The organism is Vibrio sp. 10N.261.55.A10, assembly GCF_041470825.1.
Taxonomy (GTDB): domain Bacteria; phylum Pseudomonadota; class Gammaproteobacteria; order Enterobacterales; family Vibrionaceae; genus Vibrio; species Vibrio crassostreae_C.
Genome location: NZ_JBFRNC010000007.1, coordinates 104162 through 129634, shown reverse-complemented (window position 1 = coordinate 129634; position 25473 = coordinate 104162). Strand labels below are relative to the sequence as shown.

At 44.8% G+C, this 25473-nt stretch carries 19 protein-coding genes; 11 read left to right on the top strand and 8 right to left on the bottom strand.

The annotated features are described in order from the left end of the window. Positions 1 to 156: 156 nt before the first annotated feature. Together nrfA and AB4274_RS02185 are read left to right on the top strand one after the other, a co-directional pair. A complete protein-coding gene (nrfA, locus tag AB4274_RS02190) occupies positions 157 to 1587 on the top strand; it encodes an ammonia-forming nitrite reductase cytochrome c552 subunit (protein WP_372110773.1) in 1431 nt (476 codons plus the stop codon). 125 nt (positions 1588 to 1712) lie between these two features. Beyond that, a complete protein-coding gene (locus AB4274_RS02185) occupies positions 1713 to 2057 on the top strand; it encodes a rhodanese-like domain-containing protein (RefSeq protein WP_017060988.1) in 345 nt (114 codons plus the stop codon). Between the two features lie 39 nt (positions 2058 to 2096). Here the strand turns inward: AB4274_RS02185 and AB4274_RS02180 are convergent, their stop codons facing one another. Further along, positions 2097 to 2726, bottom strand: coding sequence for a tetratricopeptide repeat protein (locus AB4274_RS02180; RefSeq protein ID WP_017060989.1), 630 nt, complete (start codon positions 2724 to 2726; stop codon positions 2097 to 2099). A 174-nt stretch (positions 2727 to 2900) separates the two neighbouring features. Then, positions 2901 to 5561: a DNA topoisomerase (ATP-hydrolyzing) subunit A gene (gyrA, locus tag AB4274_RS02175; protein WP_017060990.1), complete on the bottom strand. Its 2661-nt coding sequence runs from the start codon at positions 5559 to 5561 to the stop codon at positions 2901 to 2903. A 258-nt stretch (positions 5562 to 5819) separates the two neighbouring features. Between gyrA and ubiG the strand changes: the two genes are divergently transcribed. The 4 genes from ubiG (at position 5820) to yfaE (ending at position 10869) form a co-directional block, all read left to right on the top strand. After that, a complete protein-coding gene (gene ubiG, locus AB4274_RS02170) occupies positions 5820 to 6563 on the top strand; it encodes a bifunctional 2-polyprenyl-6-hydroxyphenol methylase/3-demethylubiquinol 3-O-methyltransferase UbiG (protein ID WP_170926849.1) in 744 nt (247 codons plus the stop codon). Positions 6564 to 7071: 508 nt separating this feature from the next. Continuing rightward, a complete protein-coding gene (nrdA, locus tag AB4274_RS02165; protein ID WP_017060992.1) occupies positions 7072 to 9354 on the top strand; it encodes a class 1a ribonucleoside-diphosphate reductase subunit alpha in 2283 nt (760 codons plus the stop codon). 103 nt (positions 9355 to 9457) lie between these two features. Beyond that, the gene (gene nrdB / locus AB4274_RS02160) at positions 9458 to 10591 is read left to right on the top strand and encodes a class Ia ribonucleoside-diphosphate reductase subunit beta (RefSeq protein WP_017063554.1); all 1134 of its coding nucleotides are present in this window, start codon (positions 9458 to 9460) and stop codon (positions 10589 to 10591) included. Continuing rightward, positions 10591 to 10869: a class I ribonucleotide reductase maintenance protein YfaE gene (gene yfaE / locus AB4274_RS02155; protein WP_010438115.1), complete on the top strand. Its 279-nt coding sequence runs from the start codon at positions 10591 to 10593 to the stop codon at positions 10867 to 10869. Before nrdB ends, yfaE begins: the two co-directional genes overlap by 1 nt. A 172-nt stretch (positions 10870 to 11041) precedes the next feature. On the opposite strand, the gene napF is transcribed toward yfaE, so the two are convergent. After that, positions 11042 to 11557, bottom strand: a complete 516-nt coding sequence (gene napF, locus AB4274_RS02150; protein ID WP_017060994.1) for a ferredoxin-type protein NapF — start codon at positions 11555 to 11557, stop codon at positions 11042 to 11044. Then, a complete protein-coding gene (locus AB4274_RS02145; protein ID WP_102393399.1) occupies positions 11557 to 12123 on the bottom strand; it encodes a molecular chaperone in 567 nt (188 codons plus the stop codon). The genes napF and AB4274_RS02145 overlap by 1 nt, the downstream gene beginning before the upstream one ends. A gap of 198 nt (positions 12124 to 12321) precedes the next feature. Here AB4274_RS02145 and AB4274_RS02140 point away from each other — a divergent pair, with 198 nt between their 5' ends. The 3 genes from AB4274_RS02140 to AB4274_RS02130 are packed head-to-tail and all read left to right on the top strand — an operon-like array spanning position 12322 to position 16239. Then, a complete protein-coding gene (locus tag AB4274_RS02140; protein WP_372110769.1) occupies positions 12322 to 14760 on the top strand; it encodes a DmsA/YnfE/YnfF family dimethyl sulfoxide reductase in 2439 nt (812 codons plus the stop codon). Between the two features lie 11 nt (positions 14761 to 14771). Continuing rightward, positions 14772 to 15392: a DMSO/selenate family reductase complex B subunit gene (locus AB4274_RS02135; protein ID WP_004733360.1), complete on the top strand. Its 621-nt coding sequence runs from the start codon at positions 14772 to 14774 to the stop codon at positions 15390 to 15392. Position 15393: 1 nt separating this feature from the next. Further along, positions 15394 to 16239, top strand: a complete 846-nt coding sequence (locus tag AB4274_RS02130; protein ID WP_017060997.1) for a DmsC/YnfH family molybdoenzyme membrane anchor subunit — start codon at positions 15394 to 15396, stop codon at positions 16237 to 16239. Positions 16240 to 16413: 174 nt separating this feature from the next. On the opposite strand, the gene AB4274_RS02125 is transcribed toward AB4274_RS02130, so the two are convergent. Then, on the bottom strand, positions 16414 to 17652 hold the full coding sequence (locus tag AB4274_RS02125) for a CinA family nicotinamide mononucleotide deamidase-related protein (RefSeq protein ID WP_017069172.1): 1239 nt from the start codon (positions 17650 to 17652) through the stop codon (positions 16414 to 16416). A gap of 210 nt (positions 17653 to 17862) precedes the next feature. Here AB4274_RS02125 and AB4274_RS02120 point away from each other — a divergent pair, with 210 nt between their 5' ends. Next, positions 17863 to 18771, top strand: a complete 909-nt coding sequence (locus AB4274_RS02120; protein ID WP_102393397.1) for a DUF3943 domain-containing protein — start codon at positions 17863 to 17865, stop codon at positions 18769 to 18771. Positions 18772 to 19038: 267 nt separating this feature from the next. Continuing rightward, complete coding sequence (locus AB4274_RS02115; RefSeq protein WP_017061000.1) at positions 19039 to 19551, top strand: glycine cleavage system protein R; 513 nt, start codon at positions 19039 to 19041, stop codon at positions 19549 to 19551. A gap of 84 nt (positions 19552 to 19635) precedes the next feature. On the opposite strand, the gene nspC is transcribed toward AB4274_RS02115, so the two are convergent. The 3 genes from nspC to AB4274_RS02100 all read right to left on the bottom strand — a co-directional run bounded on the left by nspC (position 19636) and on the right by AB4274_RS02100 (position 25188). Continuing rightward, the gene (nspC, locus tag AB4274_RS02110) at positions 19636 to 20775 is read right to left on the bottom strand and encodes a carboxynorspermidine decarboxylase (RefSeq protein WP_102393396.1); all 1140 of its coding nucleotides are present in this window, start codon (positions 20773 to 20775) and stop codon (positions 19636 to 19638) included. 199 nt (positions 20776 to 20974) lie between these two features. Next, positions 20975 to 22228: a carboxynorspermidine synthase gene (locus tag AB4274_RS02105; RefSeq protein ID WP_017069176.1), complete on the bottom strand. Its 1254-nt coding sequence runs from the start codon at positions 22226 to 22228 to the stop codon at positions 20975 to 20977. 8 nt (positions 22229 to 22236) lie between these two features. Beyond that, positions 22237 to 25188, bottom strand: coding sequence for a pyridoxal phosphate-dependent class III aminotransferase (locus AB4274_RS02100; RefSeq protein ID WP_372110764.1), 2952 nt, complete (start codon positions 25186 to 25188; stop codon positions 22237 to 22239). Between the last annotated feature and the right edge of the window lie 285 nt (positions 25189 to 25473).

Here is a 25473-nt window from a genome sequence, read left to right as displayed (position 1 = left end):
GTCACTGTCATTAATTGATCTAAAACAAGCAAACATCCGACACGTAACAAAATGTGTTTATTTATGAATTAATATAAACAGCAATTCTCCAGTTCTTAATTTGAATAGCAAACTCACAACGCTTGGTATAAAAATCAGTATATTGGAGATATCACTGTGAAAAAGCATTGGATACGTAATTCCGTCACAGCATTATTAATGGTTAGCGCATCACTAGTAAGCGCGACCAGTTTTGCTGCGTCTGAACAAAAAGAAATTGGTGATCCTCGTAACGACCAGTTCGAGCAAAACCACCCAGATCAATATCATTCATGGAGACAAACTTCAGAAAGCGAAGCCATTGAAGACGCACTAAAAGAAGATCCAAACATGGTTATCATGTGGGCTGGCTACGGCTTCGCAAAAGATTACAACAAGGCACGTGGTCACTTTTATGCGATTGACGATGTACGACAAACGCTTCGTACTGGCGGCCCAACGGACGAAAGCTCAGGCCCTATGCCAATGGCGTGTTGGAGTTGTAAAAGCCCAGACGTAGCACGTGTTATCGAAGAGCGTGGTGAAGACGGTTATTTTGAAGGTAAATGGGCACGTCTTGGCAACGAGATTGTGAATCCTATTGGCTGTGCAGATTGTCACGATACCCAAAGCGAAGGCTTTAAAAATGGTGAGCCAGCACTGAAGGTGACACGCCCTTATGTTGAACGTGCATTTGAAGCGATTGGTAAAAAGTTTGATGAGCAAAGCCGTTTAGACCAACAAGCTTCTGTTTGTGCTCAGTGCCACGTGGAATACTACTTCACAGGGCCAACTAAAGGCGTGAAGTTCCCTTGGGACAAAGGGACTCGTGTTGAGCAAATGGAAGAGTATTACGATGGAATCGGCTTTAAAGATTGGACGCACAAAGTATCTAAAGCGCCAATGCTGAAAGCACAGCACCCAGGCTTCGAAACATGGCGCGAAGGCATCCACGGTAAGAACAAAGTCGTTTGTGCTGACTGTCATATGCCGAAAGTGACCAAAGAAGATGGCACCGTTTATACCGACCATAAAGTGGGTAACCCATTCGACCGCTTCGAAGATACCTGTGCAAACTGTCACACTCAATCTAAAGAGACCATGCTTAACATCGTTTCAAGCCGTAAAGCGCAAGTGCTGAACATGAAGCTGACTGCTGAGAAACAAATCGTAGCCGCTCACTTTGAAGCTGGCGCAGCATGGGAAGCGGGTGCGACCGAGCAAGAGATGGAACCTATCCTACTGGATATTCGTCATGCTCAATGGCGCTGGGACTACGCTATTGCATCTCATGGTGTTCATATGCACGCCCCTGAAATCGCTCTAGAAGTACTAGGTACTGCCGTTGACCGCGCAGCCGATGCTCGAACTAAGATTGTTCGTCTACTGGCGAAGAAAGGCATCACTGATCCAATCGAGATTCCAGATATTTCGACCAAAGAAGCGGCTCAAAAAGCGCTTGGAATGGACATGGATAAGATGAACGCTGAGAAACAACACTTCTTAGACACGGTTGTTCCTAAATGGGAAGAGCAAGCTGAAAAGCGTGAAGCCAACTACGAATACTAGTTTCTTCAATTAGACCATTAGGTAAAAACCAGTCACACTATTATGGTGTGGCTGGTTTTTTAGGTTTGGGGCAATACACATCAATATCTCCTCCCCAATCCACTCGCCAATTCAAGGAATAGACAATGAAAACCTTACTTTCACTTTCAACATTATGTATCGCACTACTCAGTTCAGGCGTTTACGCTTCTGAGCGTGCTGAGACTGGGTGGGAATTAATAGAGAAAGGCGCATTAGTGGTTGATGTCAGAACAGCTGCAGAGTTCGAACAAGGGCATCTAGACAACGCCATCAACTACCCTCTTTCTGAAGTGGCTACTCACTTCGCTAAGATAGATAAAGACCAACCGATCGTGTTGTATTGCCGCAGTGGTAATCGCTCAGGACAAGCCTATCAATTCTTACAAGCTCAAGGGTTTACTCAAATCCACAACGCAGGTGGCCTGATTGAAATGCAGGAAAGTAAATAGCCAAAGGCTAACGATTAACGACTAGCGATTGGGCCAAGCTTAACGGATCATCTGTTTGGCTTGGTTGATCGAGTGGATAATAGAAACACGATCAATCCCCTTCTGATTAGAGTCGAGAATTTGAGTCCAAGCATCGATCGCTTGTTGATAGCGCATACTGATGAAGTGATCGGTCGCGATTAACATCAAGGCCGTTCGATCGTTCGGATCAAGATCCATAGATTGCTCTAGCAGTTTGTTGACGTCATCACTCATCGCTTGTGAACTGAGATAATAAAGTGCGGTAGCTTTAGCGGCATACAAGCCTGAAGGCGCTTGAGGGTCTAAGCGAATCGCGTAGTCGTAACAGGTAAACGCCGCATCAAACTCCCCTTTCTGCATATAAACACCACCAAGCTTAAACCATAAATCAGATTGATTCGGGTCTTGCTTAAGGCTTTGTTGCAGCTCATCTTGGAAATCTGTTGTGGTGTAATTTTCGTTGTCATTGGAAGGAGGCTGAGGCAGCTCTTGCTTCATTTGAAACCAGATAATGCCACTGAGTAGCACTGCGGTGAGTGATATAAGAAGGTTCCCCTTAAGGCTACGACTGTTTTTGTTTGATGCAACGACAATCACCACCAAAAATAGGCTCATCAATAACAAAGCAACCAGTAACCAGATATCCATTTTACTCTCCCTTTTTATCCGCCCATTCACTCTACCTCTTTCACCACAAAGCAAACTTGATCAAGTTATAGCTATTGGCATTTAACGATTTTCCACAAACCACAGGCAATAAAAAACCGAGCACTTAGGCTCGGTTTTTTCAATGATAAGCTTAATTACTTAGCGTAATCGAGATTACTCAGTGTCTTGCTCGCTATCACTTTCAGAGTCAGAAGCATCTGATGCTTGCTCTTCGCTTGATTCAGCAACGTCAGCGTTAATAGTTTCAGCACCAGCCTCTTCAGCTTCGCCTTCTACAACCTCAGCTTCTTCTACTTCGTCGATACGTTGTAGACCTACAACGTTCTCGTCTTCAGCAGTACGAATCAGTGTTACACCTTGAGTGTTACGACCAACTTGGCTTACTTCCGCTACGCGAGTACGTACTAGTGTACCTGCGTCGGTGATCATCATCATTTCATCGCCTTCTTCAACTTGAACAGCGCCAACGACTGGGCCATTACGTTCAGAGACTTTGATAGATACTACACCTTGCGTTGCACGGCCTTTTGTTGGGTATTCAGCTAGCTCAGTACGCTTACCGTAACCGTTTTGAGTCACAGTTAAGATATCGCCTTCGTTAGAAGGAACAATCAGTGAAACCACTTGATCGTCTTCTGGAAGCTTCATACCACGAACACCAGAGGCAGTACGGCCCATTGCACGTACTTTGTCCTCGTTAAAGCGAACAACTTTGCCCGATTTAGAGAACAGCATGATGTCGCTATCACCGTTAGTGATGTCAACGCCAATCAGTGAATCGTCGTCACGTAGGTTAACTGCGATTAGGCCGTTAGCACGTACGTTTGCGAATTGATCCAGTGATGTCTTCTTAACTGTACCGTCACCCGTTGCCATGAAGATGAATTTCTCGTTAGAGAACTCAGAAACTGGCAGGATAGCCGTAATACGTTCACCTTCTTCTAGAGGAAGAATGTTCACGATAGGCTTACCACGAGCAGTACGACTTGCTAATGGCAGTTGGTAAACTTTCAGACGGTATGTCTTACCACGAGTAGAGAAACATAGGATGTTATCGTGAGTATTAGCAACAAGCAGACGCTCAATGTAATCCTCATCTTTCATCTTAGTTGCACTCTTACCTTTACCACCACGACGCTGAGCTTCGTAGTCGCTTAGGATTTGGTACTTAACGTAACCTGCGTTAGAAAGCGTTACTACAACGTCTTCTTGAGCAATCAGCTCTTCCATGTCGATGTCATGAACTGCCGCTGTGATTTCTGTACGACGCTCGTCGCCATAGATTTCACGTACTGCTTCAAGTTCTTCACGGATAACTTCCATCAAACGCTCAGTGCTTGCAAGAATGTGCATTAGCTCAGCGATTTCTTCTAGAAGGGCTTTGTACTCGTCTAGAATCTTCTCGTGCTCTAGGCCAGTTAGGCGGTGAAGACGAAGTTCTAGAATAGCTTGTGCTTGTGTTTCCGTTAGGAAGTATTGACCATCGCGGATGCCGTATTGGTCTTCCAACCAATCAGGACGAGCCGCATCAGTACCTGCACGCTCAAGCATTGAAGCAACGTTACCAAGATCCCAACCACGAGACACTAAACCAACTTTAGCTTCTGCTGGTGTTGGCGCGCTCTTGATCAGTTCAATGATTTCATCAATGTTAGCAAGTGCTAGAGACAATGCTTCAAGGATGTGTGCACGGTCGCGTGCTTTCTTCAATTCGAAGATAGTACGACGAGTCACAACTTCGCGACGGTGGTCTACGAAGCACTTAAGCATGTCTTTGATGTTGAACAACTGTGGTTGACCGTTATTCAACGCAACCATGTTGATACCGAAAGTCGTTTGCAGTTGAGTTTGAGCGTATAGGTTGTTAAGAACCACTTCGCCTACTGCATCACGCTTACATTCAATAACAATACGCATACCGTCTTTATCAGACTCGTCACGCAGTGCACTGATGCCTTCTACTTTCTTATCTTTAACCAGTTCAGCAATCTTCTCGATCAAACGAGCTTTGTTTACTTGGTAAGGGATCTCAGTAACGATAATGGTTTCTTTACCATTCTTCTCTACTTCGATATCCGCTTTTGAACGCATGTAAACCTTACCGCGGCCAGTCTTGTAAGCATCTACGATGCCTTTACGACCACTGATAAGTGCTGCTGTTGGGAAGTCAGGACCAGGGATATAGTCCATTAGCTCATCAATAGTGATATCTTCATTATTGATAAATGCTAAACAGCCATCAACAACTTCACCAAGGTTATGTGGTGGGATGTTGGTAGCCATACCTACTGCGATACCAGAAGCACCGTTTACCAATAGGTTAGGAATTTTTGTAGGAAGTACTGCTGGAATTTGTTCTGTACCATCGTAGTTCGGTACGTAATCCACAGTTTCCTTATCAAGGTCAGCCAGGAGCTCGTGAGCAATTTTCGCCATACGAACTTCGGTATAACGCATTGCAGCCGCGGAGTCGCCATCGATAGAACCAAAGTTACCTTGGCCATCAACTAGCATGTAACGCAGTGAGAACGGTTGCGCCATACGAACAATAGTATCGTATACAGCACTATCACCATGTGGGTGGTATTTACCGATTACATCACCTACTACACGAGCAGACTTTTTATATGGTTTGTTCCAATCATTACCTAGTACATTCATCGCGAACAAAACGCGGCGGTGTACAGGTTTTAGGCCATCACGCACATCTGGAAGGGCACGACCAACGATGACGGACATCGCGTAGTCTAGGTATGAACCTCTAAGCTCATCTTCAATATTTACGGGCGTGATCTCTTTCGCTAGATCGCTCATAGAGCCATTTTCCCTCTATAGTCAGATCGTATTTTTGAATACGTATAAGACCGAAAAATATAACACAAATTTACCTACGGAGGCATCACTTTCCCTCTCCTTTTACCATCTTGTGACCCTTGTAGCCAATCAATTGATGAGAAATTGCACCTCCGCATCATATCTTGCTGAAACATGGTCACTTTACATCCAATAAACTAGCAAAATTGTAGATCTTCTGGTCAGCGCGAAAAGGCAAGTTATAATGCCTGCAATTTCATGGATGCATTATTTAACTTGGAAATGCCGATTATGACTAAATCACAGAACGTAGACCCAGCAGAAATCAAGAAATTCGAAGACATGGCGTCACGCTGGTGGGATCTAGAAGGCGAATTTAAGCCACTACATCAAATCAACCCACTGCGACTAAATTACGTATTAGAGAAGACTGAAGGCCTATTTGGTAAGAAAGTCCTCGATGTTGGCTGCGGCGGCGGTATTCTTGCAGAAAGCATGGCGGTTGAAGGTGCGATAGTGACAGGCCTAGACATGGGTAAAGAACCGCTAGAAGTCGCGCGCCTTCACGCATTAGAAACGGGCACCAAGCTCGATTACATCCAGAGCACTATCGAAGACCACGCAGAACAGAACCCACAGACGTACGATGTGGTAACGTGCATGGAAATGCTTGAACACGTTCCTGACCCACAATCTGTTATCACTGCCTGTTCGAAATTGGTGAAACCGGGCGGCCACGTGTTCTTCTCTACCTTGAACCGTAACTTCAAATCTTACCTGTTCGCTATTGTTGGTGCAGAAAAGCTACTTAAGATTGTTCCTGAGGGCACTCATGAGCACGAGAAGTTCATTCGCCCTGCAGAACTTATCAAGATGGTCGATAACACTCCGCTGCAAGAACTAGGGATTACAGGGCTGCACTACAATCCTCTTACGGACACTTATCGTTTAGGCACAAATGTAGACGTAAACTACATCGTCCACACGCAAAACTTTGGCTAAAAAATATCGGTAGCCCTACCGTAAAACCTTTTGTAAAAAAGACGAATGAAAAGAGTTGCAATTACCATAACTTTGCGACTTTTTTCAGTCTAAATTTCGTGCGCTAGCTTCCATTTTGACCACCTCGATTTAAATTTAATCGCCTAAAATCAATCGCCCATTTTGGCCAAAGATCAAGGAGTTTTTTTTTATGGGTGTGCAAAAATAAAGCATCATTAAAAGCCGACTTTTATACAATCAAGTCACATATAACCTCATCAGTTAGTGGTCACTTACAGTTTTTTTTCAATCCACCACTTATCCACAAGCAACCCCATTTCTTTACCTTGAAAAATATCAGTTGTAGCACTATCTTGTAACCCAACAAACAAATGACCCCTATATGTTGTGTTTGAACTACAATGTATGGGTAGACCAAGATCACAAAGCCGAAACGTAATTTACAAAAATTACACAGAAATACACAAAAACACGGCCTTGTTCAGTTTTGTTAGGGAAATTAAGCAGAATGAACCAACAACTTACTGTTACCAAGCGTAACGGGCGCAAAGAAACGATCGATCTAGAGAAGATCCATCGCGTGATTACATGGGCAGCTGAAGGCTTGCACAATGTTTCTGTATCACAAGTAGAATTGAAAGCTCACATTCAGTTTTACGATGGCATCACCACTACTGACATTCATGAAACTATCATCAAGTCAGCAGCGGATTTAATCTCTGAAGAGACTCCTGATTACCAATATCTAGCAGCACGTCTGTCTGTATTCCACCTACGTAAAAAAGCGTACGGCGAATACGAGCCGCCTGCACTGTATGACCACGTTGCAAAACTGGTTGATATGGGTAAATACGATAGCCACCTTATGGAAGATTACACGAAAGCTGAATTCGAAGAGCTTGACGAGTACATCGACCACAAACGTGACTTAGACTTCTCTTACGCAGCGGTTAAGCAGCTCGAAGGTAAATACTTCGTGCAAAACCGTGTAACGAAAGAAATCTACGAGAGTGCTCAGTTCCTTTACATTTTAGTTGCTGCGTGTCTATTCGCTAAATACCCGAAATCGACTCGTCTTGACTACATCAAACGTTTTTACGACGCATCGTCTACGTTTAAGATTTCTCTACCTACACCGATCATGTCTGGTGTACGTACGCCTACTCGTCAATTCAGTTCTTGTGTACTGATCGAGTGTGGTGACAGCCTTGATTCAATCAACGCGACAGCAAGCTCAATTGTTCGTTACGTATCTCAACGTGCTGGTATTGGTATCAACGCAGGTCGTATCCGTGCGCTTGGTTCTGAAATCCGTAATGGTGAAGCGTTCCACACAGGCTGTATCCCTTTCTACAAATACTTCCAAACAGCAGTAAAATGTTGTTCTCAAGGTGGTGTTCGTGGCGGTGCAGCAACGGTATTCTACCCACTATGGCACGGTGAAGTTCAGTCTCTATTAGTACTGAAAAACAACCGCGGCGTTGAAGAGAACCGAGTTCGTCACATGGATTACGGCGTACAGCTGAACAAGCTTATGTACTCTCGCCTAGTTCAGGGTGGCAACATCAGCCTGTTCTCACCTTCAGACGTACCTGGTCTTTACGATGCGTTCTTCGAAAACCAAGACCGTTTTGAAGAGCTATACGTTAAGTACGAAAACGATCCTTCAGTGAAGCGTGAAACGGTTAAAGCCGTTGAGCTTTTCTCTCTGCTAATGCAAGAGCGTGCTTCTACTGGTCGTATCTACATTCAGAACGTTGACCACTGTAATACACACAGCCCGTTTGATTCTGAAGTAGCACCTGTTCGTCAATCGAACCTATGTCTAGAAATCGCGCTTCCTACTAAGCCACTTTCTAACGTAGAAGATGACGAAGGCGAAATTGCACTATGTACGCTTTCAGCATTCAACCTTGGCGCAATCAATGAACTGGACGACCTAGCAGAGCTTTCTGAGCTGGTTGTTCGTGCTCTAGATGCACTGCTTGATTACCAAGACTACCCGCTTCCAGCTGCATACAAGTCGACAATGAACCGTCGTACTTTAGGTGTAGGTGTAATCAACTACGCATACTACCTAGCGAAGAATGGTGTTAAGTACTCTGATGGCAGCGCGAATGGCCTGACTCACCGTACTTTTGAAGCAATTCAATACCACTTGCTAAAAGCATCTGTTGAACTAGCGAAAGAGCAAGGCCGTTGCCCATCTTTCCACGAGACCAACTACGCGAAAGGCCTACTGCCAATCGATACTTACAAAAAAGATATCGACTTAGTATGTGAAGAGCCACTGCACTACGATTGGGATTCTCTACGTGAAGAGATCATGGAGCACGGTCTGCGTAACTCTACGCTAACAGCGCTTATGCCTTCTGAGACATCGTCTCAAATCTCGAACGCGACTAACGGTATCGAGCCACCACGTGGTTACGTATCAGTGAAAGCATCGAAAGACGGCATCCTTAAGCAAGTGGTTCCAGATTTCCTAAATCTTAAAGAGAACTACGAGCTACTTTGGAACATTGGTTCTAACGACGGTTACCTACACCTAGTGGGTATCATGCAAAAATTCGTTGACCAAGCTATCTCTGCAAACACTAACTATGACCCAAGTGTTTACGACAGCGGTAAAGTACCAATGAAGAAGCTGCTTCAAGACCTACTAACAGCGTACAAGTACGGTGTTAAGACGCTTTACTACCATAACACTCGTGATGGTGCTAAAGACGACCAAGGCGATGCAGTTCAAGTGCCGGAAGAAGATTGTGAAGGCGGCGGTTGTAAGATCTAAACCGCAATAAACATTAAGACCCCAGAGAAGAGTTATCTTCTCTGGGTTTAAAGCATTAACAGGGTCCGTTTTATTACGGGTCTTTAAAGGATTTGAGGCATTTATGGCTTACAGTACTTTTTCTCAGCAAAAAAATGACCAACTAAAAGAACCAATGTTCTTGGGTCAGTCGGTAAACGTTGCACGTTACGACCAACAAAAATTCGAAATCTTCGAAAAGCTTATCGAGAAGCAGCTTTCTTTCTTCTGGCGTCCAGAAGAAGTAGACGTGTCTAGCGACCGTATCGACTACAACAAGCTTCCTGAGCATGAAAAGCACATCTTCATCTCTAACTTGAAGTACCAAACGCTTCTAGATTCAATCCAAGGCCGCAGCCCTAACGTTGCCCTACTTCCATTGGTATCTCTACCAGAAGTTGAAACTTGGATTGAAACTTGGTCTTTCTCTGAAACGATTCACTCTCGTTCTTACACGCATATCATCCGTAACATCGTGAATGATCCAGGCGTAGTATTCGACGACATCGTTGAAAATGAAGAGATTCTGAAGCGTGCTAAAGACATCGCTTTCTACTACGACGACCTAATCAAGCTAACGGCTGACTACCACCGCTACGGTGAAGGCAACCACAGCATCAACGGCGAAGACGTCAAGATTTCACTTCACGACCTGAAGAAGAAACTTTACCTATGTCTAATGTCTGTAAACGCACTAGAAGCGATTCGTTTCTACGTAAGTTTCGCATGTTCATTTGCATTCGCTGAGCGTGAGCTAATGGAAGGTAACGCGAAGATCATCAAGCTAATCGCTCGTGATGAAGCCCTTCACCTTACTGGTACACAGCACATGATCAACTTGCTACGCAATGGTCAAGATGATTTTGAATTCATGCAGATCGCTGAAGAGTGTAAGCAAGAGTGTTTCGACCTATTCAAAGAAGCGGCTGAGCAAGAGAAAGAGTGGGCAGAATACCTATTCAAAGATGGCTCTATGATTGGTCTGAACAAAGACATTCTTTGCCAATACGTTGAGTACATTACCAACATCCGTATGCAGGCTGTTGGCCTAGGTACGGCTTACCCAGCAGCAACGTCGAACCCAATTCCATGGATCAACGCTTGGTTGTCTTCAGATAACGTTCAAGTTGCTCCACAAGAAGCAGAAATCAGTTCTTACCTAGTTGGCCAAATCGACAACGAAGTAAAAGCTGACGACTTTGAAGGATTTGAGCTGTAATGCCAACAATCAAAATCAACAAACTGACTTCAATTGAATCTAACCCTTCAAACACTCTGTTGGAAACAATGGAACAAGCTGGGTTAGAGCCAGAATACAACTGCCGAGATGGTCACTGTGGCGCTTGCCGCTGCACGTTGGATTCTGGTGAGGTCGAGTACGTTGGTTTTGCTATGGCTTACACGCAAGGTAATGAGATATTGCCTTGTATCTGTAAAGCAAAGACTGAGCTATCGCTGAGTAACGTTATTCATAGAAACAAGCAAAAACGCGCATAAGCCAGCTGGCTTTAGGTCACTTTGTTCGAATATCGTCAATAAGAATCAAAAAAGGGTCCGCTTCCTTTAGGAATGCGGACCCTTTTCTATTTATGTCTTTAGGTATCTAAAGCGACTCGTCTATCACTCAACCAAATCTTCCTGTTGGTTTGTGTCATACAAAGCCAAACGTTTATTGCTGAGTCAGGTTAAGAGTCACAGAGCCAATATAACAAGCGCTTCGGCACTCTCCACAGCCGTTACACTTATCTTTGTCCACTGTAGGCAACTCTCCTACTTCGATGTGTATTGCACCAGCTGAACACGCCGTTTGGCATGCTGAACAGTCCATTTGCATGTAATTATTGCAGCTATCCGCAAAGCTCGGCTTGAGGTCGATATAAGGCGTGACCGTTGGATGAAGTGCGCCGGTCGGACACACTTCAGTGCATTTGTTACACATAGAACAACTGTTGTAATCCAAATTCAGCAGCGCACTGCCCTCTAGCATCTCAATAACGCTATTTGGACACGATTGTTCACACAATCCACAACCGTCGCAAAGACGCTCAAACAGCACCTCATCGACCGCTCTTGGCGGTCTTGCATGCAAGCGCTGTGATATCTCTTCATAATTCGCGGCTGCTTTAACCGGTTTAGAAAGTCGAGTTAAGAAACCGCGTCTATTTGAATTTATTTGTTCAGACATTAGTCGATATATAACTTTTTAGTAGCAACGTTTAAATTATATTCAGATATTAAGTACTTAAACCAATCTATTACATCAACCGATAGCTTTTTATAAAAAGATAACTCTGATGCTTTATTTAGTTTTTCTAAATAAACAGAAGACCAAGTTAATAAGTGACCCTCAAGTAATTCACCGGCTGAATTAATATTATTATTTTCTAACAAATACGCATGAGCGAATAACATTAAACCAAATTGATCTTCCGGCTCTCTTAACCCAGTGTCTAATTCAATCTGATTCAATTCTAAAAACTGGCGATACTCAACCGTAGAAGCACCAAACACAACGCGGTCTTTATCTAGGTACACAGAACCCCAAGGCGGAGCTGGCATGTCTCCAACGCCTTCAAACAGGCGGCTGAACTCTGCTGCGAGCGCATCTTCGTCTTCGCTTCTTAATGCCTGAAAGCATTCTTCAGAGAGTACTTCGCTCTCAACCAAAGCTTCGACAATGGTGATTAACTGTTCTTTACTTGTCGCTTGATAAAATAGCGAACCCAACAATTTATGCGTATCGATAATCATTATTATTTATACCGTTATAGGTTTAAAGATAATTATATTAATTAACTCATTTCATTCTTTGATCTATTTTATACATTCAATTCATAAACTTTAAATTCCACACTTATTTGATGCCAATCAATCAATAATTCGAAATAAATACATAAAGAACAAACTACCTATAAAGTGCTAGCTATCAATAGCAAAAGGCATCTTAGAATGACGAATAAGAAAGAATCTGGGGTAATGAATCTTACTCGAAGAGGCTTCATGAAAGCTTCCTCTGCAGTAGGTAGTGCAGCTGCACTTGCGGGCGGTATTGCATTACCTTTCAAATCCAAACCAGTAGCGGCTGCAGTTGCTGAAAATGTGGATGAGAAAATCGTATGGAGTGCATGTACAGTAAACTGTGGCTCTCGCTGCCCACTGCGTATGCATGTACAAAACGGTGAAATCAAATACGTAGAAACAGACAACACAGGCACTGACGAATACGGTCATCACCAAGTTCGTGCGTGTCTACGTGGTCGCTCGATGCGCCGCCGTGTTTATAACCCAGATCGCCTAAAGTACCCAATGAAACGTGTGGGTAAACGTGGTGAAGGTAAGTTTAAGCGTATTAGCTGGGAAGAGGCTTATGATGAAGTCGCTGGCACCATGCAACGCCTTATCAAAGACTACGGTAACGACACTATCTACCTAAACTACGGTACAGGTACGCTGGGCGGCACGGTTACTAAATCTTGGCCACCAGCTCAAACGCTGATTGCTCGTCTAATGAACCTAAGTGGTGGTTACTTAAACCATTACGGTGACTACTCAACAGCGCAAATCACGAAAGGCTTGAGCTACACCTACGGCGGTTGGGCAAACAACAACTCTTTCTCTGATTTAGAGAACACTAAACTTAACATTCAGTTTGGTAACAACCCTGCTGAGACACGTATGTCTGGTGGCGGCCAGATCCACCACTACGTTGAAAGCAAAAACAAATCAAACGCAAGAACGATCATCATCGACCCTCGCTACACCGATACTGCCGGTGGCCGTGAAGATCAATGGATCCCAATTCGTCCTTCTACAGATGCGGCATTGGTAGCGGGTCTTGCACACGTGATGATCACTGAAGACCTTGTCGACCAACCGTTCCTAGACAAATACTGTGTCGGTTACGATGAGAAGACCCTTCCTGCATCAGCGCCTAAAAACAGCGACTACAAATCTTACATCCTAGGTTTAGGTGAAGATGGCGTAGAGAAGACACCAGAATGGGCTTCTAAGATCACGGGTATTCCAGTTGACACCATCGTTAAGCTTGGCCGTGAAATGGGCACAGCGAAACCATGTGCGATTCACCAAGGTTGGGGCTTACAACGCACTGCGAACGGTGAACTAGCGTGTCGTGCAATCGCGATGCTGTCACTGCTCACTGGTTCTGTGGGCGTATCAGGCGGTTCAACAGGCGCTCGTGAAAGCGACATCAACATTCCATTTGTGCGCTTCCCTACCGTGCCAAACCCAGTTGAAACGTCTATTTCAATGTTCATGTGGACAGACGCGATTTACCGTCACCATGAAATGACCGACATCACTGATGGTGTTCGCGGTGCAGAGCGCCTTAAGAACCCAATCAAGATGATCTGGAACTACGCAGGTAACTGCATCATTAACCAACACTCAGACATCAACAAGACTCACGCGATTCTTCAAGATGAAAGTGCGTGTGAAATGATTGTCGTGGTTGATAACCATATGACGTCTTCAGCGAAGTACGCCGATATCATCCTGCCAGACTTAACAACGTCTGAGCAAGACGACTGGTGTATGGACGGTAAAGCGGCAAACATGCCTTACTTCATCTACGCGCAGAAAGCGATTGAGCCTCAGTTTGAAGCAAAATCTATCTACGAGATGTGTACTCAGCTTGCGAAACGAATGGGCGTAGAAAAAGAGTTCACCGAAGGCCGTACTCAAGAGCAATGGATTGAGCACCTTTACGCAGAAACTCGTAAGAACGATCCAACACTGCCAACCTTCGAAGAGATGAAAGAGCTGGGTATCTACAAACGTAGCTACGACCACCACTACATCGCTTATGAAGATTTCCGTAAAGATCCTGAAGCGAACCCACTGACCACACCAAGTGGCAAGATCGAGATCTACTCAGAGCAACTGGCTGATATCGCGAAGACTTGGAAACTGAAAGAAGACGAAGTGATTCACCCACTTCCGATTTACGCGGACTCTTTCGAAGGTCATAACGACCCACTAGCAGAGAAGTACCCACTTCAGCTAACCGGTTTCCACTACAAGGCTCGTACTCACTCGACTTACGGCAACGTTGCAGAAATCAAAGCAGCAGCACCGCAAGAGTTGTGGATCAACCCAATCGATGCAAAAGAACGTGGTATTGAAAGCGGCGACATGGTGAGTATTTTCAACGACCGTGGCGAAGTACATATTCCAGCGAAAGTGACACCTAGGATTCTTCCTCGAGTTGTCGCACTAGGCGAAGGTGCATGGTACGCACCAGATGGTCAGAAGATCGACCATGCAGGCTCTATCAACGTGCTGACGACTCAGCGCCCGAGCCCACTTGCTAAGGGTAACCCTCAGCATACAAACCTAGTTCAAATCAAAGCGCTAAACAAAGCATAAGGTAGGTTGGAATGAAACAATACGGCTTTTACATTGATTCAAGTAAATGCACGGGTTGTAAAACCTGTCAGCTTGCTTGTAAAGATTATAACGATCTAGACATCAAAACGAACTACCGTCGCGTATACGAATATGCCGGTGGTGGCTTCACTCAAGATGGTGATACCTGGGTTCAGAAAGATGTCTTTTCTTACTACCTATCTATCGCTTGTAACCACTGTACTAACCCAGCGTGTGTGAAAGTGTGTCCTTCGGGCGCAATGCACAAACGTGATGAAGACGGTTTGGTTGTGGTTGATGAGAGCGTATGTATTGGTTGTCAGCACTGTAGCAATGCGTGTCCTTACGGCGCACCACAATACAATGCTAAGAAAGGTCATATGACGAAATGCGATGGTTGTTACCAACGTGTTTCTGAAGGCAAACAGCCTATCTGTGTTGAGTCTTGCCCACTTCGTGCATTGGAGTTTGGTGAAATCAATACACTTCGTGAGAAGTACGGCTCTGGTGCGGATGTGGCTCCACTGCCATCTTCAACAGAAACGCTACCAAACATCGTGATTAAGCTGAACAAAAACGCGAAGCCGACTGGCGATACCAGCGGTCACCTAGCAAACCCGAAGGAGGTGTAAGATGATTTTTCATGAGTGGTCTTTAATCTTCTTTACGGTGCTGGCGCAAACTGCGGTTGGTGGTTACTTACTGATTGGCGCACGTGCACTGGTACTTGGTCATGACGAAGAGAAGCTGAACAGCTACAAGGTTCCAATGTTTATCCTATGGGTACTGATGGGTCTTGGCTTCATGTTCTCGACAACGCACCTTGGCTCTCCACTGCGCGCGTTTAACGCTTTTAATCAGCTAGGTTCGGCTTGGTTGTCTAACGAAGTGTTCTTCGGTGCGGCATTCTTCGCTGTCGGTGGCCTGCAATGGTTACTGTCGGTAGTCAAGAAAGGTGGCGTTGCTATCCAGAAAGCACTGATGGTTGGCGCGATGGTACTGGGTGTTATCTTCATGTACGCGATGATCAACGTATACATGATCAACACAGTACCGACGTGGGACAACATCTACACACCACTGAGCTTCATCATGACGATGGTTGTGGGTGGCTTGCTGTTATCTCAGTTCGTGATTGTATTCGCAAACGACAGCCGCTTTACGGTTGACCGTAACATCACCATGTTGGCTGTTATCGCTGTTGCTATCAGCTTGCTTGTGACAGTAGGAAAACTGAACCTAATCGGAGACATCCAAACTTCAGCGGCAAAAGCGTCTGAGTTAGTCGATGGTTTAGGTAGCTATGTGATTCTTCAAGTGGCACTGCTAATGGCAAGCTTGTTGATTTGGATTCTACCTATGCTGAACAAAGCAAAAGTGAACCCAGTTAACCTTGGCTTAGCACTAGTATTGTTCTTGGCTTCAGAGTTAATCGGCCGTGGTTTGTTCTACAGCCTACATATGACAAGCGGTTTGTAATCGAGTTCTTACAGACATGAGTTGCGTGTAAACATCGCTGCTTGTTTGGTTATCTAGAAGGCTAGATAAACAAAAGGCCCAACACCTATTTAGATGTTGGGCCTTTTTATTTCGTTTTTTCTAGCGTTTTTAATACAGACTTAGCGAGTTCGCTTACATCGTTAGCTTACATAGCTACTTAATGATAGCCGCTGGAATAAACATGTCTTTTAATCGCTTAACCGAAGAATAAGTACCAAACATCGGTTTGTTATCTAAATGCCTTCTCAGCATATCGGCGGCAACGGTCTTAATCACGTTGCGTTGGTCTTCACGCGAGTACTGACGATAAAACTCAAGTACCTGCCCCCACTCGCCTGCTTCAGTCGACAATGCAACGCTGAATGTGTTGCCTTCCAGCTTACCAGTCACCAAAGCCAATTCAGTTCCGCACTTATCTCTTGTTGCTCCAGCCAGCGCAAAGGTCGCGGCTAATGGATCGCTCTTTTCAAGTTCGCTCTCTTTTGGCTCAGCCATCACCCATGAGTGTCCGAAGCAATCTTCTATCTGCTCATTCAATTGCAGCCACGCTGACAGTGAACCTTTGGTCGACACTTCAGACACAGATAACGTCTTCTTTTTTTCCGCCATGATGTGTCCAATATGGTCAATCATCGGCTCATCAACACTAACGACATTACTCTCTAGCAGCTTGTAAACCATCTGCAGAAGCTTAACGCGAGTTTCTAAGTCTGCCTTAGGACCAAACAGTTTGACCTCAATGAACGGCAGATAAGAGCGATAACCAAGTTCATAACCTTCTGGCAGCTTTAGTTGATCCAAAACATCAGAGATACCGGACTCAGACAAACCAAACGTAAACAGTCGACTGCATTCAGAGGCAACCACTTGAGGGTAGGTACACGACAAGTCAGGAAGAATCTCAAACGTCACCATGCGCTTGAATTCACTTGGTACACCCGGCGTGAAATAGAAAGTCGCATCGTTAATTTTCAGTTTGAAGCCACAAGCCGTCCCCACAGGGTTATCGACAATCTCTGAACTCGCAGGTAACAAAGCTTGTTTAAGGTTGCTGTCTGGCATTGGCATGCCACGTCCAGAGAACATCTCTTCCATACGAGCAAGCCATTCAGGGAACATGACGAGTTTCTGCTCGGAAGCAGCTGCAGCGGCGGCAGCACTCATATCATCGGTTGTCGGGCCTAAACCACCATTAACGATAACCACATCATAGTTAAAGCTCAGCATCAGCAGTTCTTCAACAAGAGCATTCATTTGATCACCCACAGTTGAGCGCTTAGCAAGCGCAAAACCATGCTGATAAAACTCAGCAGACATCCAAGCTGCGTTTGTATCTACAATGTCTCCATGAAGAACTTCTTCACCTGTGCTTAACATTGCGATTTTCGTCATATTTCTATCCCTTGTTGTCATAAAAAGACACTGCATTATTTACAAACTGGTCTATGGTTGAATTTGGAGCAATTCGCCTTTTCACTAATATTAATAATGTTAAACCTAAGGTTTTCTTAGGAAAAGCTATAAATTATTAGTTCCCTAAATCAGGCATTTAATAGATAATTGTGATCCTGATCAATTCCAAACTTTCTCATGGAGACCCTTGTGGCCAAATCACCGTTACTAGCAAAGGTTACTGCCGCATTTTCAATGCTAATGTCAGTTAACTCGGTTGCAAGCCAATACGACTTCGACCAGCCAATCAACCTTTCTTACTCGGATGAATGTGCTCAAGATTACTGTTTTAATGACAACTTGTACACCTACAAGCCTAGTACCAATTACGCACTGAGCGAGTCGAGTGATGAGTACGACTTATCAATCCAACAACCAAAACACATGTTGGTGAGTCAGGAGAAAGATTGGGATTACCTAATGGGTCAAACCTACACCATTCTTGGCTTGAGTGTCGCGACAGTGGGTCTAATGACTCTGCTCCCTGAAAGTATTACTAAGTGGGATGATGACCAACGTGATATCAGCTCATTAGGTAAAAAGTGGAAAGATAACGTTTCTGCTGGTCCAACATGGGACCGTGACGAACACTTCCTAAACTACGTAATGCACCCATATTTCGGTGGTGTTTACTACACTGCAGCTCGACACGCAGGTTACGACGAGTTTGAGTCATTCTTATACTCTTGGACTATGTCGACGTTCTTCTGGGAATACGGCGTAGAAGCGTTTGCAGAAGTACCTTCATGGCAAGATCTCTTCATCACACCTTTCTTCGGTGCGGTTGTCGGTGAAATGATGCTAGAAGCAGAGCAGGATATCATTGCTTCAGGTGGCGAAGTGATGGGCTCTCAAACCATGGGTGATGTGTCGCTATTCTTCCTTAACCCTGTTGGACACATTCACTACTGGGTAAGTGACGCATGGGGCGGTGATGCAGAAGTTAACCTGAATACTAACCCTTGGTGGGATAACCAAGACGCTGCACGTTTTGCTTACGATGCTGGCGCACCATACGACTCTCAGTTTGTTGGTATGAACTTCAAAGTAACGTTCTAATTCGTCTCTAGTACTACTCAATATAAGTTATTGAATATAAGTTGCTGAATCATCAATCACAGTGACAACTCTTCTAAAAAGCGGCTCTCTAGCCGCTTTTTTTGTGCCCTACTCTTCATTCTCTTTTTTTGCATCGAAGCTTAGTTTCAAAAATTGACCTAGGTCAAACATTGTTCGATGTAACCTTCTACACTGAAATTAAAGAACTTTATCGCGTGATATCAAACATTTAATTAGCAAAGAATAATTGAAACCTTGGGGGCTGATATGAACAGTACATTTATCGTAAACTTTATCGGAAAAGCATCACCAGCAACAATCAAACAGCTTGCTGCGGTTACTCACGAAAACGACGGCAAATGGCTCATCAGTAAAGTGAACTTTATTGAAGACCAAGTCGCAGGCGTACTAAAGGTTCAACTTCCAGCCATCAACGAATCGATTGTAAAAGAAGCGTTCAGCGCCAATCCAGATCTCATCGTGCAGTTTGTCGATTCCGATCATACACACAATGTTCAAGACACGGTCCATCACTTGAGACTCGACTCTAACGACCGAGCAGGTATCGTCAACGAAGTGACTCATGTATTGGATAGACAAGGAATCAGTATTCTCGATATGGATTGTCACCGCGTCTTTATCGCTGGTGGCGGCGGTGTTAGCTCAAGTCTATTCACATCAAAAATCGCCGTTAAGCTGCCAATCGAAGTACAGATCGACGACGTAGTTAATGAACTCGAAACGCTCAGTGAAGATACTCGTGTGATGATTGAAAGCTAAATAAACAAAATTAAAGAACAAAAAAGAGCAGCTCATTAGCAGCTCATTAGCTGCTCTTTGTATTGCTCTGAACTTGTGATTCAGTTACTTAACTGACCATTGTGATAATGAGCGTTTGAAGTCTTCATAGCCGAATTCATTTAGCTTCTGAACTTCACCACTGCTACGTTCACAGTAGATTGAAGGCATTTTAAGGCCATTGAACCAGTTCAATTTCACCATTGTGTAACCCGCGCTGTCTAACAGATGCAGCTTTTGACCAATCTTAAGTGGCTCATCAAAGCTCGCTTCGCAGAACTGATCGCCCGCAAGACATGAACACGAACCAATCACGTAGTCATGGCTGCCTGTTTCTGATGCTTCTAATACTGATGCGGGCTCATTGTAGATAAGCGTGTCAAGGCGGTGCGCCTCAGTCGCTGAATCCACAATCGCTGTTTTCTTCACGTTCTCAACAATATCGACCACTGTCACAACTAGGTCGGTTGTTTTAGTGATGATCGCTTCACCCGGCTCAAGATACATCTGCACACCGTGCTTTTCAGAGAAGGCTTTCAGCGCAAGACCGAGTTTTTCGATGTCATAGCCAGGCCATGTGAAGAACACACCTCCGCCCATGCTCACCCAGTCCAACTTATCTAAGTGCTCACCAAACTGTTCTGAGATTGAATCAAGCAGGCCGATAAACGCATCGACGTCTTTGTTCTCACAGTTCATGTGGAACATCACACCATTAATCTCATCGAAAATTTCTGGTTTGATGTGGTCAGCTTGCACGCCCAAACGCGAGAATTGACGTGCAGGGTTTGCTAAGTCTTGTCCTGCGTAGCTTACGCCCGGATTTAGACGTAAACCCAGCGAGGCTTTACCTTCAACAATATGACGGTAAGCTTCGAATTGGCTTTGCGAGTTGAAGATCATCTTGTCGCAAATATCCGCAACTTCTCTCACGTCATCTTCACTGTAGCCCACACTGTAAGCATGAGTTTCACCGCCAAAAGTTTCGTGACCTAATTTCACTTCATAAGGGCCAGAACTAGTAGTACCGTCTAGGTACGGTTTGATGATGTCAAACACGCCCCAAGTCGAGAAGCACTTAAGCGCAAGTACCAATTTCACACCTGAAATCTCTTTCAGTTGCTTGGCTTTTTCTAAGTTCGCAATCAACTTGTCTTCGTTGATCATGAAATATGGGGTTTTTAGTTCTTCTTTCTTAAACGTCATTTTTGTAAACACTCAAGCAGCATCTATAGATGGAAAGGTAAATTAACAATTTTGGTGTGATTTATTTTGATTTTGTCCTGTCCGAGCGCAGTGAGTTACAAAATCAAAATAAATGATACCAAAGCTTCAAGGCTATCATCATCGAAAAGGGAACAATCCATGTCCCCTTTAATTAGCAATCAAAACAAGAAATCAGTTCTTATTTTTTCAGCTCATGAATCACTGGAAGACCTTGGCCTGCTTCAAGCTCTTGAACATGCCAATCTAGACCAATTTCCGGCATAGTTGCTAGGAACGGATCTGGATTTAGCTGTTCCATGTTGAACACGCCTTTATCAGCCCATTCGCCACGGAAGAACTGAAGTGCAGCGGTAATCGCTGGAACACCAGTTGTGTAAGAGATCGCTTGGTGCTCTACGTCTTCGTAAGCCACTTCGTGGTCTGCGTTATTGTAGATGAATACGCTACGCTCTTTACCATCTTTCTTACCTTGAACCCAAGTACCGATACACGTTAAACCCGTGTAACCCGGAGCTAGAGATGTTGGATCCGGTAGTAGTGCTTTAAGAACATGCAGAGGCTGAACCACAGTACCATCGTGCAGTGTTAGCGGATCTGGGCTAAGAAGACCGATATCACGCATGCAGTTGAAGTAGTTCAAGTATGCATCACCAAAGCCCATCCAAAATTCGATACGCTTAGCTGGGATGAACTCTTTCATTGAACGAACTTCATCGTGCGCCATTGAGTAAACTTTATGAGAACCACAGTTCGGGAATTCAAACTCAAGCATACGAGAGTGACAAGGTACTTGTTTCCACTCTTCATTTTCCCAGTAGAAAGAATCGCCTTGAATCTCAAGCATGTTGGTTTCTGGATCAAAGTTTGTCGCAAACTTCTTACCGTGGTCGCCAGCATTCACGTCCATTACGTCAATCGAGTCAATCTCATCAAACAAGTGCTTAACCGCGTACGCAGCAAAGATTGATACCACACCTGGATCGAAACCAGCACCAAGAATACCTGTGATGCCCGCTTCAGCGAACTTCTCACGGTAGCCCCACTGCCAATCGTAAGCTTGTGGTACTTGTTGGCCTTCAGAACATAGGTCAACCGCTACCGATGTATCTAAGTAAGAGACTTTAGTTTGGTAACACGCTTCCATGATTGCCATGTTTACCCAAGGAGGACCAGCGTTGATCACTAGATCCGGCTGAACTTCTTTAATCAAAGCAACAAGCGCATCAACATCATCAGCGTCCACTGAACGTGCTTCTAGTTTCTTAGTTGAATCTTTAAGGTTGTTTTTGCCCTTGATAGATTCGATGATTTTTTCACACTTCGCGATTGTGCGAGAAGCGATTGTGATATCACCCAGTACTTCGTTATTTTGTGCTGCTTTGTGTGCAACAACCCAACCAACGCCGCCTGCACCAATTTGTAGAATAGCCATAGTTTTAATTACCCTTGTTGTTCTGCTAGCTCAATAGCTAAAGTTTGAATTTTGTTAATTAGAGATTTGAAATCTGATGTCGTTAAGCACGGATTCAAGATTGTAAATTTCAGCGCGCTTTTACCGTCGACGACCGTTTCGCCAAGCACGGCAACACCACGAGTCAGAGCTTCCAGTCTTAACGTTTGATTCAGTTTGTCTAAATCTAGCTCACCGTTTGCTGATTGCCCATTGCGAGGCACCGATCGGAACAGCACAGTAGACAGTGACGGCTCAGCAAGCAGTTCAAAATCGTCATGCTTCTGAATCAGGTCTGCAACTTGAAGCGTCTGCTCTAGGAGATGATCGTACATATCACCCAACTGCTTTGGCCCAACGCTTTGCATGGTCATGAACACTTTCAATGCATCGAAACGCTTGGTAGTCGCGATAGACTTGTCGACTAAGTTCGGCAGCTCATCGTGTTCACGGTTTAGGTAATCTGCGTGATGCAGAAGGTACTTAAAGTTCGCTTTGTCTTTGAGCAACACCGCACCACAGCTGATTGTTTGATAGAACAATTTGTGGAAATCGACGCTCACTGAGTCTGCTTTTTCGATGCCTTGTAGACGAGCTTTATGGCTACTTAAAATAAGTGCGCCACCGTATGCACTGTCGACATGGAACCAAAGATCTTGCTGACTTGCGATTTCTGCAATCGCATCAAGGTCATCGATAGCACCATGATCGGTTGTGCCCGCAGTACCAACCACAGCAAAAGGAATCAGACCTTGTGCTTTCAGTGCTTTCACTTCTGCGTCTAGCAAGTCAGGCTTGATAGTGCCGTTTGCATTGGTATCAACACAGCACACTGCCGCTTCGCCTAGCCCTAGTAGAGAGGCTGACTTTTGAACCGTGAAGTGAGATTTCTTTGAACATAAGATACGCAGCTTGCTCGCGTATTCTGGTAAGCCAAGCTTTTGGATAGAATGACCATTGTGCTTATCCGCAACCCAGTCTCTCGCAAGCAGTAAACCCATTAGGTTACTTTGCGTGCCTCCGCTAGTGAAAACACCGTCAGCTTGTGCGCCAAGTTGGTACTTGTCACACATCCAATCAACCACGCGCTGCTCAACATAAGTTGCAGCCGATGCTTGGTCCCATGAATCCATTGATTGATTCAACGCCGCGATAATCGATTCCGCTGCTACCGAAGCCATAAGAGGAGGAGTGTGAAGGTGTGCAATGCAATCTGGGTGTTGCACGAAGATGGAGTTTGCAGCGACAAGGTCTGCAGTACTATCTACAACATCAACCAAAGCGTGTTGATTGTTATCAAGGTCGACAGCATTGATAGCTGCTTCTAGCACTTTTGGATCTAAACCCGAATAAGGGGTTTCAACCTGTTCAAAAACCGCTTTCATCGCTTGAGTGGTTTGGTTCATCACGTTAGCAAATTCGTCGCTACCGCCTAAACCTGTATGGATGAAATGCTTGTTCCATTCTTGGTTTGCTTGTTCGCTTGAAGTTGGGTCTTGTTGTAAGCCACCACCAGCTGCGATGATCGCTTCTTCCATTACGCGGAGTGCAAAGTCAATCTGCTCAAAAGAGATAATCATTGGCGGAAGGAAACGAATTACCGAGCCATCACGACCACCCTTTTCAACCATCAAGCCACGCTCTAACGCTGCTCGTTGAATCGCTAGGGTTAGTTCGCCGTCTGATTGTGGTTCGCCAAACTTGTTAAGCTCACCATTTGGTTGTTTGATCTCAGCACCGAGCATCAGGCCTTTACCACGAACTTCAGCAATACAGCTAACGCGTGATTGAATCTTCTCAAGCCCGTGACGTAAATATTGGCCTGCGATGTTCGCGTGCTCAACTAAGCCATCTCGTTCGATGATCTCCAACGCCTTAGCGCCAGAGACCATTGCTAATTGGTTACCACGGAATGTACCGGTGTGCTCACCCGCTTTCCATGTATCAATGCTCTTATCGAACACAAGCAGCGACATAGGCAGTCCGCCACCAATCGCTTTAGATAAACATAAGATATCTGGATTAACACCAGACTCTTCAAACGCAAATCGATGGCCAGTTTTGCCCACACCACACTGAATCTCATCAAAAATCAGTAGGATGCCGTGCTCATCACAGATGCGACGTAGGCCTTGTAACCAAGATGCTGGAGCAGGAATCACACCGCCCTCACCTTGCACAGGCTCAACGATCATCGCCGCCGGTTTCATGATGCCAGACTCGTCATCATTCAACATACGTTCGATGTAACGAATGCTCGCGTTAGCACCCGCTTCACCACCAATACCAAACGGGCAGCGTAGGTTGTATGGGAAAGGCATGAAGTGCACATCAGACATCAAGCCGCTACGACGCTCTTTAGTGCCGAGGTTACCCATCATACCCATGGTGCCGTTCGTCATACCATGGTAAGCACCACGGAAAGCAAACATGGTGTTGCGACCTGTGGTTTGCTTGGCGAGCTTGATCGCCGCTTCCACAGCGTCAGCGCCAGATGGGCCACAGAATTGAAGAACCGAGTTATTTGAAAAGTCTTGAGGAAGAAAAGCTTTAACTCGCTTGATAAACGTCTCTTTTGCTTGAGTCGTGATATCAAGTGTTTGGTATGGCAAACCAGAATCGAGTTGGTCTTTAAGTGCTTGGTTAATCTCAGGGTGGTTGTAACCCAGAGAAAGTGTACCTGCACCGGCTAAGCAATCGAGAAAGAGTTGGCCACGAGTATCTTCAACTAAAGCGCCACATGCTCGTTTAATAGCAATAGGCAGGCGTCTTGGGTAAGAGCGAACATCCGACTCATGCTGTTCTTGCTCTAGCAAAATAGCGTCAGGTGTTAGGTCGTACGTTCCCTCTAAGATAGGAACCATAGTTGAAAATGAATTTGCGATAGTATTGATATCGACTTCAAAGGCGGTAGTCATAAAAGTCCCCTTGAATGTGTTCATACTCACCTCCATCAGACGCAATTACCCACCAACTCTCGTTAAATTTGGAGAGAGTTCATAGTGAAGTACACGTATTGTCTAGAAATGAGATATAGCTGTACGCTCGCATAAGTCAAATGACGAATACGAAATTAAGCCGTCTTAAGACAGCGATAAATTGTTAGCGTGAGCTCAAGGTTCAGTAATGCTACTGTTTTGAAGAATTGGACATTTTTGCAGGATCGGGCAGCTATGAGGAGCTGGTCCCTTTGGAAATGCAGAGCTGATTAGCAATGTTGTAATTAG

What these genes read in the sequence shown, in the direction of transcription:
- AB4274_RS02130 (WP_017060997.1), top strand. Translation starts at nt 15,394, where the DNA reads ATGATTTTTCATGAGTGGTCTTTAATCTTCTTTACGGTGCTGGCGCAA.
- AB4274_RS02180 (WP_017060989.1), bottom strand. Translation starts at nt 2,726, where the DNA reads ATGGATATCTGGTTACTGGTTGCTTTGTTATTGATGAGCCTATTTTTG.
- ubiG (WP_170926849.1), top strand. Translation starts at nt 5,820, where the DNA reads ATGGATGCATTATTTAACTTGGAAATGCCGATTATGACTAAATCACAG.
- AB4274_RS02135 (WP_004733360.1), top strand. Translation starts at nt 14,772, where the DNA reads ATGAAACAATACGGCTTTTACATTGATTCAAGTAAATGCACGGGTTGT.
- AB4274_RS02185 (WP_017060988.1), top strand. Translation starts at nt 1,713, where the DNA reads ATGAAAACCTTACTTTCACTTTCAACATTATGTATCGCACTACTCAGT.
- nrdB (WP_017063554.1), top strand. Translation starts at nt 9,458, where the DNA reads ATGGCTTACAGTACTTTTTCTCAGCAAAAAAATGACCAACTAAAAGAA.
- AB4274_RS02100 (WP_372110764.1), bottom strand. Translation starts at nt 25,188, where the DNA reads ATGAACACATTCAAGGGGACTTTTATGACTACCGCCTTTGAAGTCGAT.
- AB4274_RS02105 (WP_017069176.1), bottom strand. Translation starts at nt 22,228, where the DNA reads ATGGCTATTCTACAAATTGGTGCAGGCGGCGTTGGTTGGGTTGTTGCA.
- yfaE (WP_010438115.1), top strand. Translation starts at nt 10,591, where the DNA reads ATGCCAACAATCAAAATCAACAAACTGACTTCAATTGAATCTAACCCT.
- AB4274_RS02140 (WP_372110769.1), top strand. Translation starts at nt 12,322, where the DNA reads ATGACGAATAAGAAAGAATCTGGGGTAATGAATCTTACTCGAAGAGGC.
- gyrA (WP_017060990.1), bottom strand. Translation starts at nt 5,561, where the DNA reads ATGAGCGATCTAGCGAAAGAGATCACGCCCGTAAATATTGAAGATGAG.
- AB4274_RS02115 (WP_017061000.1), top strand. Translation starts at nt 19,039, where the DNA reads ATGAACAGTACATTTATCGTAAACTTTATCGGAAAAGCATCACCAGCA.
- napF (WP_017060994.1), bottom strand. Translation starts at nt 11,557, where the DNA reads ATGTCTGAACAAATAAATTCAAATAGACGCGGTTTCTTAACTCGACTT.
- nrdA (WP_017060992.1), top strand. Translation starts at nt 7,072, where the DNA reads ATGAACCAACAACTTACTGTTACCAAGCGTAACGGGCGCAAAGAAACG.
- AB4274_RS02145 (WP_102393399.1), bottom strand. Translation starts at nt 12,123, where the DNA reads ATGATTATCGATACGCATAAATTGTTGGGTTCGCTATTTTATCAAGCG.
- nspC (WP_102393396.1), bottom strand. Translation starts at nt 20,775, where the DNA reads ATGACGTTTAAGAAAGAAGAACTAAAAACCCCATATTTCATGATCAAC.
- AB4274_RS02125 (WP_017069172.1), bottom strand. Translation starts at nt 17,652, where the DNA reads ATGACGAAAATCGCAATGTTAAGCACAGGTGAAGAAGTTCTTCATGGA.